The sequence below is a fragment of the Streptomyces sp. NPDC043812 genome (assembly GCF_056436245.1).
Genome location: NZ_JBWKCY010000013.1, coordinates 44,449 through 59,253 on the forward strand (window position 1 = coordinate 44,449; position 14,805 = coordinate 59,253).

The window sequence follows — 14,805 nt, forward strand, 5'->3', positions numbered from 1 at the left end:
ACTGTGGCGGTCATGACTTGGCTGATCACAGGTGGAGCGGGTTACATCGGAGCGCATGTGGCGCACGCCATGACGGGGGCCGGCGAGCGGGTCGTCGTGCTCGACGATCTGTCGTCGGGGCTGCCCGGAAGGCTGCCTGCCGGGGTCCCGCTGGTGCGTGGTTCCGTGCTCGACAAGGAGCTCGTCACCGACACCCTCACCGGTCACGAGGTCACCGGCGTGGTGCATCTCGCGGCGAAGAAGCAGGTCGGCGAGTCCGTCGAGCAGCCGCTGCGCTACTACCGGGAGAACGTGGCCGGACTCACCGTGCTGCTCGAGGCCGTCGTCGAGGCCGGGGTGCGACGGTTCCTGTTCTCCTCCTCCGCCGCGGTGTACGGGATGCCCGAGACGGGGCTGATCCCGGAGACGACACCCTGCAGGCCGATCAATCCGTACGGGGAGACAAAGCTCACCGGCGAGTGGCTGGTGCGGGCGACGGGACAGGCGCACGGGCTGTCGACGGCATGTCTGCGCTATTTCAACGTGGCGGGCACCGCCGCCCCGGAGCTGTCGGACACGGGCGTGTTCAACATCATCCCGATGTTCTTCGACCGGATCACCCGCGGCGAGGCGCCGAGGATCTTCGGTGCGGACTATCCGACCCCGGACGGCACGTGCGTTCGCGACTACATCCACGTCGCGGACCTGGCGAGCGCACATCTCGCTGTCGCGCGGCGGCTGGCCGAGACGGAGGGCGGCGCCGGTGATCTGACGGTGAACATCGGCCGCGGGGTCGGGGTCTCGGTGCGCGAGCTCGCCGATCTGGTGGCCGAGGTCACCGGCCGCGCGTTCGCCCCTGTCGTCGAGGACCGCCGCCCGGGGGACCCGGCGAAGGCGGTCGCCTCGGTCGATCTGATCGCCAAGGAACTGGGCTGGACGGCCTCGCACGAGGTGCGCGAGATGGTGGCCTCCGCGTGGGAGGGCTGGCTCCTCCGGCACCCCGAAGCCGCCGCCCAGTGATCACGCACGCACTCTGACCTGCACGCATTTCCGCAGGTCAGAGCACATGACAACGGTGTTCAGTACCGTGTTGACCATACCCCCCACCCGTAGTTCACTGAGGCCGACGGGCACATCGGACGAGCGACTCGGAGGCATCCTCATGGGGGCAGGGCACGACCACGGGCATACGCACGGCGGGCCGCCGCCGACGGGCACCGCGGCCGCCGCCTACCGGGGACGGTTGCGTGTCGCGCTCGGCATCACGCTGGGCGTGATGGTGCTGGAGATCGTCGGCGGCGTGCTGTCCGGATCGCTCGCCCTGATCGCGGACGCGGCGCACATGGCGACGGACGCGGTCGGACTGGCGATGGCTCTGCTCGCCATCCACTTCGCCAACCGGCCGGCCGGGCAGAACCGCACCTTCGGGTTCGCGAGGGCGGAGATCCTGGCGGCGCTCGCCAACTGTCTGCTCCTGCTCGGCGTCGGCGGCTTCCTGCTCTTCGAGGCGGTGGAGCGCTTCATCACACCGACCGAGACCCGCGGCGGTCTGACGATCGCCTTCGCGCTCGTCGGCCTGGTGGCCAACATGGTCTCCCTGTCCCTGCTGGTGCGCGGCCAGAAGGAGAGCCTGAACGTCCGCGGTGCCTATCTGGAGGTGCTCGCCGACGCGCTCGGCTCGGTCACCGTGCTCGTGTCGGCCGGCATCATCCTCGCGACGGGCTGGCAGTACGCCGACCCGATCGCGTCCCTCGTCATCGGCCTGATGATCGTCCCGCGAACCGTACGGCTCCTGCGCGAGACCCTGAACGTGCTGCTGGAGGCGGCGCCGGAGGGCGTGGACATGGGAGAGGTCCGGGCACACATTCTCGCCCTGCCCGGTGTGGAGGACGTCCACGATCTGCACGCCTGGACGATCACCTCGGGCATGCCGGTGCTCTCCGCACATGTGGTGGTGACCCAGGACACCCTGGACGCGGTGGGGCACGAGAAGCTGCTCCACGAGCTGCAGGGCTGCATCGGTGGCCACTTCGACGTGGAGCACTGCACGTTCCAGCTGGAGCCGGTCGGTCACGCGGAGCACGAGGCGAAGCTCTGCCACTGAGGTTCCTGTCTCCGAGCTCCTTGTCACCGAGCTCCTTGTTAGGGTGCCGTGCGGGACGACGGACGTCCCGGACCAGCCCCTGACGGGGCGAGAGGAGCTGAGGTTGATGACTGTCACGGTTGAGGCTGCTTCGCGCAGCGCCCGGTCCGTCATCGGCTTCCGGGCTCCCGGCCGATCCTGATCCGACCGGTCCGGTACGCCGGACGCGGTCGTCCCGTCGACGGGAGCCCGTTCACACACAAGGGTTTCCACGTTGTCCGACAACGCATTGCACGACGCTTTCTTCGCCCTGCACCACGGTCTCCCGCGGCAGGGTCCAGGCTCCGACGCCACCTCGCTGCGCCTGCTGGCCGCGGCGGGACCGCTGCCCGCGCGTCCGCGGGCGCTCGACCTGGGCTGCGGCCCGGGCCGCTCCGCACTGCTGCTGGCCGCCGAGACCGGTGCCCAGGTCACCGCGGTCGATCTGCATCAGCCGTTCCTGGACGAGCTGCGGCGGTCGGCCGACGCCCGCGGGCTCGGTGAGGCGATCCGTACCGTCAACGCCGACATGGGCGAACTCCCCTTCCCCGACGCGTCGTTCGACGTCGTCTGGGCGGAGAGTTCCGCCTACTCCATCGGTTTCGACACCGCCCTCGTGACGTGGCGGCGGTTGCTCGCGCCGGGTGGTGCGCTCGTCCTGACCGAGTGCGAGTGGACGGCCGATCCCTCGGCCGCCGCCCGTGACTTCTGGGACCAGCACTACGCCCTGCGGACGACCGCCGAGAACTGCGCGGCCGCCTCCGCCGCCGGCTACGCGGTGCACACCGTGTACCGGCAGCCCGAGAGCGACTGGGACGAGTACTACGGTCCGCTCGCGGCACGGGCGGACGCCGCCGACCCCGCGGCCCCCGGTATGGCCGAGGCGCTGGCAGCCACCCGCGCGGAGCTCGCCATGCGCCGTGAGCACGGCGCGGAGTACGGCTACACCGGCTATGCGCTGCGTCCCGCCAACCCGCGCTGGCGCACCCGCCCGGAGACCGCGGCCGACATCGCCGCCGTCCGCGAGCTGAACGCAGCCGCCTTTCCCACGCCCGGCGAGGCGGCGCTGGTGGACGTCCTGCGGCAGGACGGCGGGGCATGGCTCGACGGTCTGTCGTACGTCGCCGAGGCGTCCGACGGGTCGGTCGCGGCGTACGCGCTGCTCACCCGGTGCCGGGTCGGCGACTCTCCCGCGCTGGCGCTTGCTCCGGTGGCGACCGCACCCCGGTATCAGCACCAGGGCGCCGGGCAGGCGGTCGTACGGGCCGTGCTGGATGTGGCGCGTGCCCGTGGTGAGGGTCTGGTGGTCGTCCTCGGTCATCCGGAGTACTACCCGAGGTTCGGTTTCGAACGGGCCTCGCGCCATGGAATCCGGCCAAGTTTCGCGGTGCCCGACGATGCGATGATGGCACTGATGCTGGACGGTTCACCCATCAAGCCGTACGGCACGATCCGATATCCGGCGGCCTTCGGGGTCTGACGGACGGCTCCGCCCCGCTGTGCAGCCGGGCACGGCGGGGCGGACATGCCCTGTTGCCGAAGTGCGGACAAGCCCCGTTTTTGCGGCAGACTGGGCAGGCGCGAGGCCGCAGGGCCGAGGACCGATGCGAAGGATGGTTATGCCGATCACACCAGCCACTGCGCCGAACAGTTCGTCGAACGGCACATCGCCGGCGATCCTGCTCGAACTGGTCGACGAACTGGGCAACACCATCGGCACGGCGGAGAAGCTCTCCGCCCACCTGGCGCCCGGTCGTCTCCACCGGGCGTTCTCCGTCTTCCTCTTCGACGAGCAGGGGCGGCTGCTGCTGCAGCGCCGTGCGCTGAACAAGTACCACTCCCCCGGTGTCTGGTCGAACACCTGCTGCGGCCATCCCTACCCGGGCGAAGCTCCCTTCGCGGCAGCGGCCCGGCGTACGTACGAGGAGCTGGGGATCTCGCCGTCGCTGCTCGCCGAGGCGGGCACGGTGCGCTACAACCACCCGGACCCGGCGTCCGGGCTGGTAGAGCAGGAGTACAACCACCTCTTCGTCGGCATGGTGCAGTCCCCGCTGCAGCCGGACCCGGAGGAGGTCGGCGAGACGGCGTTCGTGACACCGAAGGAGCTGGCGGAGCTGCATGAGCGGGCCACGTTCTCGGCCTGGTTCATGACCGTGCTCGATGCCGCGCGTCCGGCGGTCAGGGAACTGACAGGGTCCTCCGGCGGCTGGTGAACCCGCGCCGAGGCGCCCGTGTCCGGACAGGACACGGGCGCCTCGGCTACAGGCCCGTCGGCTACAGCGGGCTCGGGTCGACGTGCAGCACCGGGGTGAGCGGCAGCTCGGCCCAGATGATCTTGCCGCCGCTCGCGGTGTGCTCGACGTCGCACAGCCCGCCCGCCTCACGGGTGATCTCGCGTACGAGCAGCAGCCCGCGACCACCCGTCTGTGCGGAGTCGGTCTCCAGCGCCTTGGGCCGGTAGGGGTGGTTGTCCTCGACGGACACCCGCACCCACCGGGCACCGATGGCGACCTCGACGGCGACCTCGGGCGAGAGCAGGGCCGCATGTCGCACGGCATTGGTGACCAGCTCGGAGACGATCAGCAGGAGTCCCTGCACCACATCGTCGGAGACCGGTACGCCCTGGCGCTCCAGCAGATCGCGCACCGCGCGCCGGGCCTGGGGGACGGAGACGTCGACCGCCGGGGCGGTGAATCGCCAGACACCCTCGTACGACAGCGGCCGGGCCGGCACGCTCCCGCGGCTCTCCATAGTCCCACCCTCGGCTCGTTTGCCACTGACCATCGAGTAATAAGTGTTGGTAGTCCGTTGGTCCGGACCGAGCGGCTGAACAGAACTGATTGACTTTCGATCGGTTTTGACCGGGTGCGTATGACAGGGTCAGTTGTGCGACTGGTCAGGATCTTCTTCTGTCCGCTTCATCTGGCCGATCGTTTCAGCACTCTTTTCCCGCCCGGCGCCCCACCCCGCGCCGCCCGCGCTCCGCCCTCACCCCGGGACGTCCCTCGCCGAGCGCCGTGGTGGTCAGCCGTCCGCCCCCGCCCTGATCGCAGGTCCGGCACCGGCGGATAGCATCCGGCGCATGGAGCCGCACGAGTCCCCGCAGCCGCAGCTTTCACACACCGTCGCCGACGGCGTCGCGACCGTCGTGATCAGCAACCCCGCCAAGCGCAACGCGATGTCCGCGGGAATGTGGCGCGCCGTGCCCGAACTGCTCGCGGCGCTGGCCGGCGATCCGGCCGTGCGCGCGCTCGTGCTGACCGGCGAGGGGAAGACGTTCTGCGCGGGCGCGGACATCTCCTCCCTCCGGGACCCGGGTGAGGATCCGCAGTCTCTCGCCCTACGGGCCGAGGAGGCGCTGGCCGCCTTCCCCAAGCCGACGCTCGCCGTGGTGCGCGGCTACTGCGTGGGCGGTGGCTGCCAGCTCGCGGCCGCCTGCGACCTGCGCTTCGCCGCCGAGGACGCGCTGTTCGGTGTGACGCCCGCGAAGCTCGGCATCGTCTATCCGGCTGCCTCGACGCGGCGGCTGGCGGCGCTGGTGGGGCCCGCGGCGGCCAAGTACCTGCTGTTCTCCGGCGAGTTGATCGGCGCGGAACGGGCGCTGCGCACCGGGCTCGTGGACGAGGTGCTGCCGGAGGCCGAACTGGGCAGGCGTGCGGCGGAGTTCACCCGGATCCTCGCGTCGCGCTCGCAGCTGACGCAGGGCGCGGCGAAGGAGTTCACCGCGGGACGCACCGACCGGGACGCGTACTGGGCGGAGCAGGCACGCGGCAGCGGCGACACCGCGGAGGGTGTCGCCGCCTTCCTGGAGCGCCGCGCGCCGCGCTTCGGCTGGGCGCCGGGACCTACTGGAGGATGAAACGGCTCTTGGTGCTGAACTCCGCCACGAGGTGGGCCGGCGCCTTGTCGGGCGACCCCGCGTCGTAGGGCGGCTGCGGGTCGTACTCGGTCAGCAGCTGCACGGCCTGCGCGTGCTCGTCCCCGGCGAGCCTGCCGACGAGGGTGAGGCCCATGTCGATGCCGGACGACACCCCGGCGGCGGTGAGGTACTTGCCATCGGTCACGACCCTGCGGCCGGTGGGCTCGGCGCCGAACGTCTCCAGGACGTCGAGGGCGAGCCAGTGCGAGGTCGCCTCGCGTCCCTTGAGCAGCCCGGCCGCGGCCAGCAGCAGCGAGCCGGTGCAGACCGAGGTGGTCCAGGTGGTGGTGGCGTCGACGGCGCGCAGCCACCCGAGCAGCGCCTCGTTGTCCATCTGGGCGTCCTGGCCCGGACCGCCGGGGACGAGGACTATGTCCGGCCGGGTCACCTCGTCGAACGTCCTCGTGGCGACGAGGGAGAGCTCACCGCGGTCGTTGGGCACGGGTCCGGTCCGCTCGGCGACGAAGACGACCTCCGTGTCCGGGAGACGGCACAGCATTTCGTAGGGGCCGACGGCGTCCAGGGAGGTGAAGCGGTCGAAGAGCAGGACGGCGATCTGCATGGAGCGTTCCTTTCGCAGGGTGGGACATGGCGGGGCAGGACTTCGGTGCAGGAACGTCAGTGGGCGGGACCGGTCGCCCGGAAGCGGCGCCGGTATTCGGCGGGTGCGACGCCCAGCGCCTTGACGAAAGCCCGGCGCATGGCCTCGGGGGTGCCGAAGCCGCAGGCGCGGGAGACATGGGAGACACCGTCCGTGGTGTCCTCCAGCAGCCGGCGGGCGTGTTCGAGCCGTACGCGTTCGACGAAGCGGCCCGGTGTCGTGCCGGTCTCCGCGTGGAAGGCGCGGGCGAAGTGACGCGGTGACAGGCTCGCCCGGCCGGCGAGGGCCTCGACCGACAGGTCCTCGGCGGGGTGCTCGCTCACCCAGTGCTGGACCTCGCGCAACGGGTCGCGACGGGCCGTCTGGGCGGCGAGCTGGGCGCTGAACTGCGCCTGGTTGCCGGGGCGGCGCAGGAAGACGACCAGATGCCGGGCGACCGTGAGGGCCACGTCCCGTCCCTGGTCCTCCTCGACCAGCGCGAGGGCGAGATCGATTCCCGCCGTGACCCCCGCGGACGTGGAGACCTGCCCGTCCCGGACGAAGATCGGGTCGGGGTCGACGTCGACGCCGGGATGGGCGCGGGCGAACTGGTCACAGAAGGCCCAGTGCGTAGTGGCACGGCGGCCTTCGAGCAGTCCGGCCTCGGCGAGGAGCAGGGAGCCGGTGCACACGGAGACCAGCCGCCGCGCACGCGGTCCGTGCTCACGCAGCCAGTCGATCACCCGGCCGTCGGAGTGCCGGGTGCCCTCGCCGCCGGGGACGATCAGGGTGTCCGGCCGCGGCGCGTCGGCGAGCGCGAGGTCGGGGACGAGGGTGAGACCGCTGGTGGTCCGTACCGGTGCACCGTCGGGTGACGCGGTACGGACCCGGTACGCCTCCGGATCGCCGATCGCCTTCGCGGCACCGGCGAACACCTCGACCGGTCCGGTCACATCAAGGCTCTGGACTGCGTCGAAGAGGACGACGAGGACGGATCGCTCTGCCATGGCGTCCATCCTTCGCGCTCCGTCCGATGGCCGCAATGACGAGGATCCCACCTTTCCTGCCATGGCCCGCCCGCGCTTCCCTCGCGTACCGACCAGTCGGTAACGTGCTGGTATGAGCTCTCTGCCCCCGCGCGCCGGACGCCGCTGCCACAACGCACTCAACCCGATGCACTCGACGGTCTACTTCTCGCCCGACCTCGGCACCGAGCTGGCCGGCGTGGGCATCGAGGACCCGGCAGCGGCCTACTTCGCCGCCCGGTCCGCCGCACTCGGCGCGGTCGGCCCCGGCGCGGTGGCCGCCACCTTCTACAACTTCAACCCCGAGCTGATCTCCCGGCACCTGCCCGCCGTGTGGGACACCGCCACGCCCGAGGTCGTGCTCGATGCGCGCCTGCGCGCCGTCGACGCCACGATGCGGCGGCTCCTCGGCGAGGAGGTGCTCGCGTCCGCGGAACTGGCCGAGGCCGCGGAGCTCGCCCTGCGCGCCGCCGAGGGCTGTACGCCGCACGCCCGTCCGCTGTACGCGGCGCACGCCGATCTCCCCGTGCCCGCCGAGCCGCACCTCGCGTACTGGCACGCCGCGACCCTGCTGCGCGAACACCGCGGCGACGCGCACCTCGCCGCCCTGCTGCTCGCCGGACTCGACCCGCTGGAGGCACTGGTCAGCCACACCGCCACCGGCAAGGGCATGGCCCCGCGCTGGATCCTTGCCACGCGCGGCTGGCGGCGCTCGGACTGGGACGCGGCCCAGGAACGGCTGCGGGAGCGCGAACTGCTCGACGCCGAAGGCCGGTTGACGGACCGGGGCGCAGCGCTGCGCGCCGAGGTCGAGGACCACACCGACCGCATGGACCTGGCTCCGTACGAGCACCTGGGCGCGGACGGCGTCGACCGGCTGACAGAGCTCGGCCGCGGCTTCCTCATGACGGCGTTCGCGGCGGGCGCGTTCCCCGCGGACGCGACCGGCCAGGACTGAGCCCGGGTTCGGCGCGGGCGGGAGTGGCAACCCGACAGGTCCCGTACCCGACACCGGAGGTGGACCTTGTTCCGTGCCATTGCAGACGCACTCCGCACGGTGGGCTCGGCGATCGCCACAGTGGTGACGCTGCCCTTCCGTCTGCTCGCCAAGCTCTTCGGCGGCGCCTCGCGCGCCGGGGGCCGGACCCGCCGGGCGTGAGCGCACCGCGACACGACACGGCCCGACCCGGCACAATGCAGGCTCAAGCACAGCCAGCACGAGAAGGCGAGTCGGGGAACCGTGACGACGTCCATCGAAGGCAGGATCGCCGAGGAGCTCGGCGTACGGGAGCGGCAGGTGAAGGCGGCCGTCGAGCTGCTCGACGGCGGGTCGACCGTGCCGTTCATCGCGCGCTACCGCAAGGAAGCGACCGAGATGCTCGACGACGCGCAGCTGCGCACGCTCGAGGAGCGGCTGCGGTATCTGCGGGAGCTGGAGGAACGGCGCGCCGCGGTCCTGGAGTCCGTACGGGAGCAGGGCAAGCTCACCGACGAGGTGGAGGCCCAGCTGCGGGCAGCCGACACCAAGGCGCGGCTGGAGGACATCTACCTGCCGTTCAAGCCCAAGCGGCGCACCAAGGCGCAGATCGCGCGTGAGGCGGGCCTCGAACCGCTGGCGCAGGGGCTCCTCGCCGATCCGTCGGTGGACCCGTCGGCCGCGGCCGCGGCGTTCGTCGACGCGGACAAGGGCGTCGCGGACGCCGCCGCCGCGCTGGACGGCGCGCGGGCGATCCTGGCGGAGCGTTTCTCCGAGGACGCCGACCTCATCGGCGAGCTGCGCGAGCGGATGTGGACGCGCGGCCGGCTCGCGGCCAAGGTGCGGGACGGCAAGGAGGAGGCGGGCGCCAAGTTCGCCGACTACTTCGACTTCGCCGAGGGCTTCACCGAGCTTCCCTCGCACCGGGTGCTCGCGATGTTCCGGGGCGAGAAGGAGGAGGTCCTCGACCTGGTGCTGGAGCCGGAGGAGCCGGTGGACGGCCCCTCGTCGTACGAGGGGATCGTCGCGTCCCGCTTCGGCGTCTCCCAGCAGGGGCGGCCCGGTGACAAGTGGCTCGGCGACACGGTGCGCTGGGCCTGGCGCACGCGCATCCTGGTCCACCTCGGTATCGACCTGCGGCTGCGGCTGCGCACGGCCGCCGAGGACGAGGCGGTACGCGTGTTCGCGGCGAACCTGCGCGATCTGCTGCTCGCCGCCCCTGCGGGCACCCGCGCGACGCTCGGGCTCGACCCGGGTTTCCGTACGGGTGTGAAGGTGGCGGTCGTGGATGCGACCGGCAAGGTCGTCGCCACCGACACGATCTATCCGCATGTCCCCGCGAACAAGTGGGACGAGTCGCTGGCCAAGCTGGCACGTCTCGCCAAGGAGCACGCCGTCGACCTGGTGGCCATCGGCAACGGCACCGCCTCCCGCGAGACCGACAAGCTCGCCGGTGACCTCATCGACAGGCATCCGGAGCTGGGGCTGACCAAGGTGATGGTCTCGGAGGCGGGTGCCTCCGTGTACTCGGCTTCCGCGTTCGCCTCGCAGGAGCTGCCCGGACTCGACGTGTCCCTGCGCGGCGCCGTGTCGATCGCGCGGCGGCTGCAGGACCCGCTGGCCGAGCTGGTGAAGATCGACCCGAAGTCGATCGGTGTCGGCCAGTACCAGCACGACCTGTCCGAGGTGAAGCTCTCGCGCTCGCTGGACGCGGTCGTCGAGGACTGTGTGAACGGCGTCGGCGTCGACGTCAACACCGCGTCCGCGCCGCTGCTTTCACGGGTGTCGGGCATCGGGGCGGGGCTGGCCGAGAACATCGTGACGCACCGGGACTCGCACGGCCCCTTCCGCTCCCGCAAGGCACTCAAGGACGTGGCGCGGCTGGGTCCGAAGGCGTACGAGCAGTGTGCGGGCTTCCTGCGGATCCGGGGCGGGGACGACCCGCTGGACGCGTCCAGCGTGCACCCGGAGGCGTACCCGGTCGTGCGGCGCATGGTGAAGTCGTCGGGCGGCGAAGTCGCGTCCCTGATCGGCAACACGTCGGTGCTGCGTTCGCTGCGGCCGGGCGAATTCGTCGACGAGACGTTCGGTCTGCCGACGGTGACGGACATCCTGCGCGAGCTGGAGAAGCCGGGACGCGACCCGCGCCCCGCGTTCAAGACGGCCACCTTCAAGGAGGGCGTGGAGAAGATCGGCGACCTGGTGTCCGGGATGGTCCTCGAGGGCGTCGTGACGAACGTCGCCGCGTTCGGCGCGTTCGTGGACGTCGGGGTGCACCAGGACGGTCTGGTGCACGTGTCGGCGATGTCGAAGACATTCGTCAAGGACCCGCGGGACGTGGTGAAGCCGGGTGACGTGGTCAAGGTGAAGGTGCTCGACGTCGACATCCCGCGCAAGCGCATCTCCCTGACGCTGCGTCTGGAGGACGAGGCGGCCCCGAAGCAGGGCGGCGGCCCGCGCCAGCGCGAGCGGGGCGAGCGCGGTGGTGAGCGTGGCGGCGAGCGCGGTGGCAGGCCGCCTCAGCAGCGCAAGCAGCAGGGCGGCCGCGCGGAGCGGCAGGCGCCGCCGCCGGCGAACAGCGCGATGGCGGACGCACTGCGCCGGGCGGGCCTGACCGGCCCCGAAGGCCGTCGCTGACGACACACAGGAGCCCCGTGACCGGGTCGGTCGCGGGGCTCCTGGCATGTCCGCGGGCGGCGGTCGGGCCGCCGCCCCCACGCTGCGGGTGGATCAGCTCTGAGGGTCGCACTCGACGTGCTGCAGCTTCATGGGCTTCGTGGCGTCCAGGTCCACGTAGGCCGTCAGCTTCGCGTGACCTCGCCCTTCGCTCCCCAGTGGGTGGTCACGGTCGCCCAGCCGGTACGAGCCGACTGGGCAGTGGTCACCCTGCCGATGTCGACCGACTGCGGCGTGTTCTGCGCGCAGAGGATGACGTCGAAGCCCTCGTTCGCGGCCTGCAGCCCTTTCAGGTGGTCGGAGACGCGGTACTCCCGGTCCGACGCGGAGGGACCGTGCTCGCCGTAGAACACCTCGAGGAAGGCGGAGATCTCCTTCGCCGTGTAGCGCGGCGGCTCCACCGTGGACGCCGCGGCCGGGGAGACGGCGGCCAGTGACAGGCCGAGTCCGAGAACGGCGACGGAAGCGGCGGCGCGCCGGGCGAGCGTGCTGGTGCTGCGGAACATCTTGGTACCCCGTTTCCTGATTTGTGCCCATGAGGCGGGCGGGTCATCGGAGTAGATCGGCGAGGGGTACCGAAAGTTGTCGTGCCCCGTGGGCCCGTTGCCGTGCCGGGACACAACGCGGACCCGGAGGTCATACGGTGTCGGACCGTCACCCGGTGCGGCGGGGGTCCCGGATCCGCCCGGCCGGGCACCGCACGTTCCCACGCCCTCCCACAGTGCGATGGCGGACGCCCTGCGGAGGGCAGGTCTGCCGGACCGCGGGAAGGACCGCGGCCGAGGAGTGGCGTCCCGGGGCAGGACCGGTGGGCGGATGGCTTGATCATCAGCACCGGTCCTGCCCTGCCTTGCCAAGGCAGGCGGCCAGTCTGTAGGGATGACGGGAGTCCGCCCGCCGCCACGGTGTGCGGTCTCCGCCCGACACGCTGAGGACCACGGTCCCCGACGCCGTTGGAAGGCTCAGGACACCATGACCGTTTCCACACCTGCCTATCGACGCTGCCCGAGAAGGGGTTCGAACGGGGAGAACATGCCATACGGGCAAGCCGCATTACGCAAGCGCTGTGAAGCGATTCTCAGTCATCTGGAGTTGTCGAAACCTTTCTCCCTCGATGATCTGTGTACCCGCATAGCCGAGCGGCGCGGCCGCCCCGTGCAGCTGCATCCGCTGCCCGAGGAGGCCGCGCAGTCCGGCGTCTGCGGACTGTGGGTGGGCACGGACAGCGTCGACTACGTCTTCTACGAGGCCCGGACGTCGCGGCTGCACCAGGAGCACATCGTCCTGCACGAGCTCGGGCACATCCTGTTCGGCCACAACTTCCTCGAGGGCGAGGAGAGCGGCAACGGGATTCCGGTGGTCCGCGGGCGCACCGACTACACCACGCGCGAGGAGCAGGAGGCCGAGATGCTGGCCAGCCTGATCCGTACGAAGGCAGGCGCGATGCCCGGCAGGGAGCCCCACGGAGCGCTGGAGAAGCTCGGTTCCGCCCTCGGGGTGAGGTCGTCCGATGCAGGCTGACATAGCGGCGTTCGGCGACTGGCTCGCCGTCCCCAGTGTGCTCCTTCTCTGGTTCGCGGTGCTGCTGCGTTCCCGTTCCGCTCTGAACTCCCCGCGACAGCGCGGCCTGTGGCTGGCCGTGGCCACGGCGGCCGCCGCGATGACGCTCAACCTGCCGTCGGTCATCGCCTTCGCAGAGCGCGACGCCGACCTGGTCCATGTCGTCGGCCTCGTACGGAATCTGACCGGGGTGCTCTCGGCAGGTGCGGTGCTGTACTTCGTCTGCGGCACCACGACCGGCCGGAAGTGGCAATGGGCGTCGAGCGGCGCGACGGTCGTGCTCCTGGGCGCCATGCTCGTGCTCGACGTGGTCGCACCCCCGCACGGGCGGCACGGCATCCCTCCTGGCGGCGACCCGGTGCCGCCCCTGTCCTACTGGCTCACCCTGATGTTCGCCCACCTGCTCGCGAACACCGTCTGCGTCTTCGTCTGCTGGCGCTACAGCCGACGGGCGGAGAATCCCGGACTGGCCGCCGGTCTGCGGCTGTTCGGTCTCGGCACCGCATTGGCCGGTCTCTTCTGGGTCGGCTACCTCCTCAAGGCGCTGTTCGGGACGGCCTGGCAGATGCCGTACCTGCCGCTGCTGATGAACATGCACGGTGTGCTGCGCGCGGTGGCCGTCCTGCTCCCGACGCTCTATCTGCTGCGCCGGACGGCGGCCGACATGTCGGCCGCGTGGCACTTGTGGCCGCTGTGGCGGGACCTGGTGCAGTCCGTGCCGCAGGTCGCCCTGCACCGGCCGCGTGCGACGCGGTGGGTGGAACTGCTGTGGCCACCGCTGCCCCGTGATCTCCTCGTGTACCGCAAGGTCATCGAAACGCGCGACGCGATCCTGATGCTGGGCGAATACGTGGCACCGGACACGCACGACCTGGCACGCAGTCATCTCAGGAGCATCGGCCGGGATGCCGCGGAGGCGTCCGCCGGGCCGTCGCAGGCCGCGGTACTGGCGTGCGTCATCAGGGAGGCACGGCGTGCGGCAGCGGCGGGACTGCCCCGGCAGACCCCTTCGTTCAGCGCGCCCGTGATGGGCGGCAGCGACCTCGACGACGAGCGAAGATTCCTGCTCGACGTGGCCCATGCGTACCGGTCGCCCGTCACCGCCGGCTTCCGGCCGTCGCTCTGACGGGGACGACGCGCTCACCCGTTCTCCCGTTCCCTCCGCTCCTCCCAACGAAAGCGATCATGTTGTGACCACCGTTCTGATCACTGGTGCCAGCGCCGGCCTGGGCGCCGCGTTCGCCCGCGGCTTCGCCGCCAAGGGCTGCGATCTCGTCCTGGTCGCCCGCGACAAGGAGCGATTGGAGGCAACCGCGGAGCACGTACGCACGGTCTACGGCGTCGCTGCGGACATCCTCCCGGCGGACCTGCTCGAACCGGCAGGGCTCCGGGCGGTCGCCGACCGGCTTGCCGATGCGGGCCGGCCCGTGGACATGCTCGTGAACAACGCGGGGTTCGGGCTGGCGGCACCCTTCCCGCACAGCCCCGTCGAGGACGAGGAACGGATGCTCGACCTGCTGGTGCGGGTGCCGTTGCGGCTCACGCACGCGGCGGTTCCGGGCATGCGTGAGCGGCGCCGGGGGGCGATCCTCAATGTCTCCTCGGTGGCCGGGCTGCTGCCCGCGGGCACCTACGGGGCCGCCAAGTCGTGGGTGACGTCGTTCAGCGAGTCACTGCGGGTCGATCTCGCCCCGTACGGGGTCCGCGTGCTGGCCGTGGTGCCCGGGTTCACCCGTACCGAATTCCAGGAACGGGCCGGAATGGACGTGAGCGCGCTGCGCGACGCGGTGTGGCTCGACCCCGACGACGTGGTCGCCCAGGCGCTCAAGGACCTGGCCCGGCGGCGGCCGGTGAGCATCACCGGCTGGCGGTACAAGGCGTACGCGCAGGCCGTGCGACACCTGCCGCGCCATCTGGTCGCCACCCGGCTGGCCCGGCGCCGACAAGCCCCTGCGGACGTCTGAGCCG

General features: G+C 71.3%; 15 protein-coding genes. 11 read left to right on the forward strand and 4 right to left on the reverse strand.

The window, feature by feature from the left end:
* Positions 1-12: 12 nt before the first annotated feature.
* The 4 genes from galE to idi all read left to right on the forward strand — a co-directional run bounded on the left by galE (position 13) and on the right by idi (position 4,314).
* On the forward strand, positions 13-999 hold the full coding sequence (gene galE / locus AC067Z_RS20125; RefSeq protein WP_478790904.1) for a UDP-glucose 4-epimerase GalE: 987 nt from the start codon (positions 13-15) through the stop codon (positions 997-999).
* Between the two features lie 142 nt (positions 1,000-1,141).
* The gene (locus tag AC067Z_RS20130; protein WP_478790905.1) at positions 1,142-2,083 is read left to right on the forward strand and encodes a cation diffusion facilitator family transporter; all 942 of its coding nucleotides are present in this window, start codon (positions 1,142-1,144) and stop codon (positions 2,081-2,083) included.
* Positions 2,084-2,336: 253 nt separating this feature from the next.
* Positions 2,337-3,581 carry a bifunctional class I SAM-dependent methyltransferase/N-acetyltransferase gene (locus tag AC067Z_RS20135; protein WP_478790906.1) on the forward strand — a complete coding sequence of 415 codons (1,245 nt, stop codon included), beginning with the start codon at positions 2,337-2,339 and terminating at the stop codon, positions 3,579-3,581.
* Positions 3,582-3,720: 139 nt separating this feature from the next.
* A complete protein-coding gene (gene idi, locus AC067Z_RS20140) occupies positions 3,721-4,314 on the forward strand; it encodes an isopentenyl-diphosphate Delta-isomerase (RefSeq protein WP_478790907.1) in 594 nt (197 codons plus the stop codon).
* Between the two features lie 61 nt (positions 4,315-4,375).
* Here idi and AC067Z_RS20145 read toward each other — a convergent pair whose 3' ends face one another.
* Positions 4,376-4,852, reverse strand: coding sequence for an ATP-binding protein (locus tag AC067Z_RS20145; RefSeq protein WP_478790908.1), 477 nt, complete (start codon positions 4,850-4,852; stop codon positions 4,376-4,378).
* A 331-nt stretch (positions 4,853-5,183) separates the two neighbouring features.
* On the opposite strand from AC067Z_RS20145, the gene AC067Z_RS20150 reads away from it, so the two are divergent.
* Complete coding sequence (locus tag AC067Z_RS20150) at positions 5,184-5,960, forward strand: enoyl-CoA hydratase/isomerase family protein (RefSeq protein ID WP_478790909.1); 777 nt, start codon at positions 5,184-5,186, stop codon at positions 5,958-5,960.
* Here the strand turns inward: AC067Z_RS20150 and AC067Z_RS20155 are convergent.
* Together AC067Z_RS20155 and AC067Z_RS20160 are read right to left on the reverse strand one after the other, a co-directional pair.
* Positions 5,947-6,582 carry a DJ-1/PfpI family protein gene (locus AC067Z_RS20155; RefSeq protein WP_478790910.1) on the reverse strand — a complete coding sequence of 212 codons (636 nt, stop codon included), beginning with the start codon at positions 6,580-6,582 and terminating at the stop codon, positions 5,947-5,949. The two genes, AC067Z_RS20150 and AC067Z_RS20155, sit on opposite strands and share 14 nt — an antisense overlap.
* A gap of 56 nt (positions 6,583-6,638) precedes the next feature.
* On the reverse strand, positions 6,639-7,607 hold the full coding sequence (locus tag AC067Z_RS20160) for a GlxA family transcriptional regulator (RefSeq protein ID WP_478790911.1): 969 nt from the start codon (positions 7,605-7,607) through the stop codon (positions 6,639-6,641).
* A 112-nt stretch (positions 7,608-7,719) separates the two neighbouring features.
* Between AC067Z_RS20160 and AC067Z_RS20165 the strand changes: the two genes are divergently transcribed.
* From AC067Z_RS20165 to AC067Z_RS20175, 3 genes are all read left to right on the forward strand, one after another.
* Positions 7,720-8,583: an SCO6745 family protein gene (locus tag AC067Z_RS20165; RefSeq protein WP_478790912.1), complete on the forward strand. Its 864-nt coding sequence runs from the start codon at positions 7,720-7,722 to the stop codon at positions 8,581-8,583.
* 66 nt (positions 8,584-8,649) lie between these two features.
* Positions 8,650-8,784 (forward strand): LPFR motif small protein, encoded by a 135-nt coding sequence (locus tag AC067Z_RS20170; protein WP_478790913.1) that lies wholly within the window; start codon positions 8,650-8,652, stop codon positions 8,782-8,784.
* Positions 8,785-8,865: 81 nt separating this feature from the next.
* Positions 8,866-11,238, forward strand: a complete 2,373-nt coding sequence (locus AC067Z_RS20175) for a Tex family protein (protein WP_478790914.1) — start codon at positions 8,866-8,868, stop codon at positions 11,236-11,238.
* A gap of 164 nt (positions 11,239-11,402) precedes the next feature.
* Here the strand turns inward: AC067Z_RS20175 and AC067Z_RS20180 are convergent, their stop codons facing one another.
* Positions 11,403-11,783 carry a hypothetical protein gene (locus tag AC067Z_RS20180; RefSeq protein ID WP_478790915.1) on the reverse strand — a complete coding sequence of 127 codons (381 nt, stop codon included), beginning with the start codon at positions 11,781-11,783 and terminating at the stop codon, positions 11,403-11,405.
* A 586-nt stretch (positions 11,784-12,369) separates the two neighbouring features.
* On the opposite strand from AC067Z_RS20180, the gene AC067Z_RS20185 reads away from it, so the two are divergent.
* The 3 genes from AC067Z_RS20185 (at position 12,370) to AC067Z_RS20195 (ending at position 14,801) form a co-directional block, all read left to right on the forward strand.
* Positions 12,370-12,798, forward strand: a complete 429-nt coding sequence (locus AC067Z_RS20185; protein WP_478790916.1) for a M78 family metallopeptidase domain-containing protein — start codon at positions 12,370-12,372, stop codon at positions 12,796-12,798.
* Positions 12,788-13,963: an MAB_1171c family putative transporter gene (locus AC067Z_RS20190; protein WP_478790917.1), complete on the forward strand. Its 1,176-nt coding sequence runs from the start codon at positions 12,788-12,790 to the stop codon at positions 13,961-13,963. Before AC067Z_RS20185 ends, AC067Z_RS20190 begins: the two co-directional genes overlap by 11 nt.
* Before the next feature lie 64 nt (positions 13,964-14,027).
* The gene (locus tag AC067Z_RS20195; protein WP_478790918.1) at positions 14,028-14,801 is read left to right on the forward strand and encodes an SDR family NAD(P)-dependent oxidoreductase; all 774 of its coding nucleotides are present in this window, start codon (positions 14,028-14,030) and stop codon (positions 14,799-14,801) included.
* Positions 14,802-14,805: the final 4 nt, after the last annotated feature.

Excerpts from the sequence above, each read along its gene's own strand:
- AC067Z_RS20190 (WP_478790917.1), top strand. The coding sequence starts at position 12,788 with ATGCAGGCTGACATAGCGGCGTTCGGCGACTGGCTCGCCGTCCCCAGT.
- AC067Z_RS20130 (WP_478790905.1), top strand. The coding sequence starts at position 1,142 with ATGGGGGCAGGGCACGACCACGGGCATACGCACGGCGGGCCGCCGCCG.
- galE (WP_478790904.1), top strand. The coding sequence starts at position 13 with ATGACTTGGCTGATCACAGGTGGAGCGGGTTACATCGGAGCGCATGTG.
- AC067Z_RS20145 (WP_478790908.1), bottom strand. The coding sequence starts at position 4,852 with ATGGAGAGCCGCGGGAGCGTGCCGGCCCGGCCGCTGTCGTACGAGGGT.
- AC067Z_RS20180 (WP_478790915.1), bottom strand. The coding sequence starts at position 11,783 with ATGTTCCGCAGCACCAGCACGCTCGCCCGGCGCGCCGCCGCTTCCGTC.
- AC067Z_RS20160 (WP_478790911.1), bottom strand. The coding sequence starts at position 7,607 with ATGGCAGAGCGATCCGTCCTCGTCGTCCTCTTCGACGCAGTCCAGAGC.
- idi (WP_478790907.1), top strand. The coding sequence starts at position 3,721 with ATGCCGATCACACCAGCCACTGCGCCGAACAGTTCGTCGAACGGCACA.
- AC067Z_RS20165 (WP_478790912.1), top strand. The coding sequence starts at position 7,720 with ATGAGCTCTCTGCCCCCGCGCGCCGGACGCCGCTGCCACAACGCACTC.
- AC067Z_RS20155 (WP_478790910.1), bottom strand. The coding sequence starts at position 6,582 with ATGCAGATCGCCGTCCTGCTCTTCGACCGCTTCACCTCCCTGGACGCC.
- AC067Z_RS20150 (WP_478790909.1), top strand. The coding sequence starts at position 5,184 with ATGGAGCCGCACGAGTCCCCGCAGCCGCAGCTTTCACACACCGTCGCC.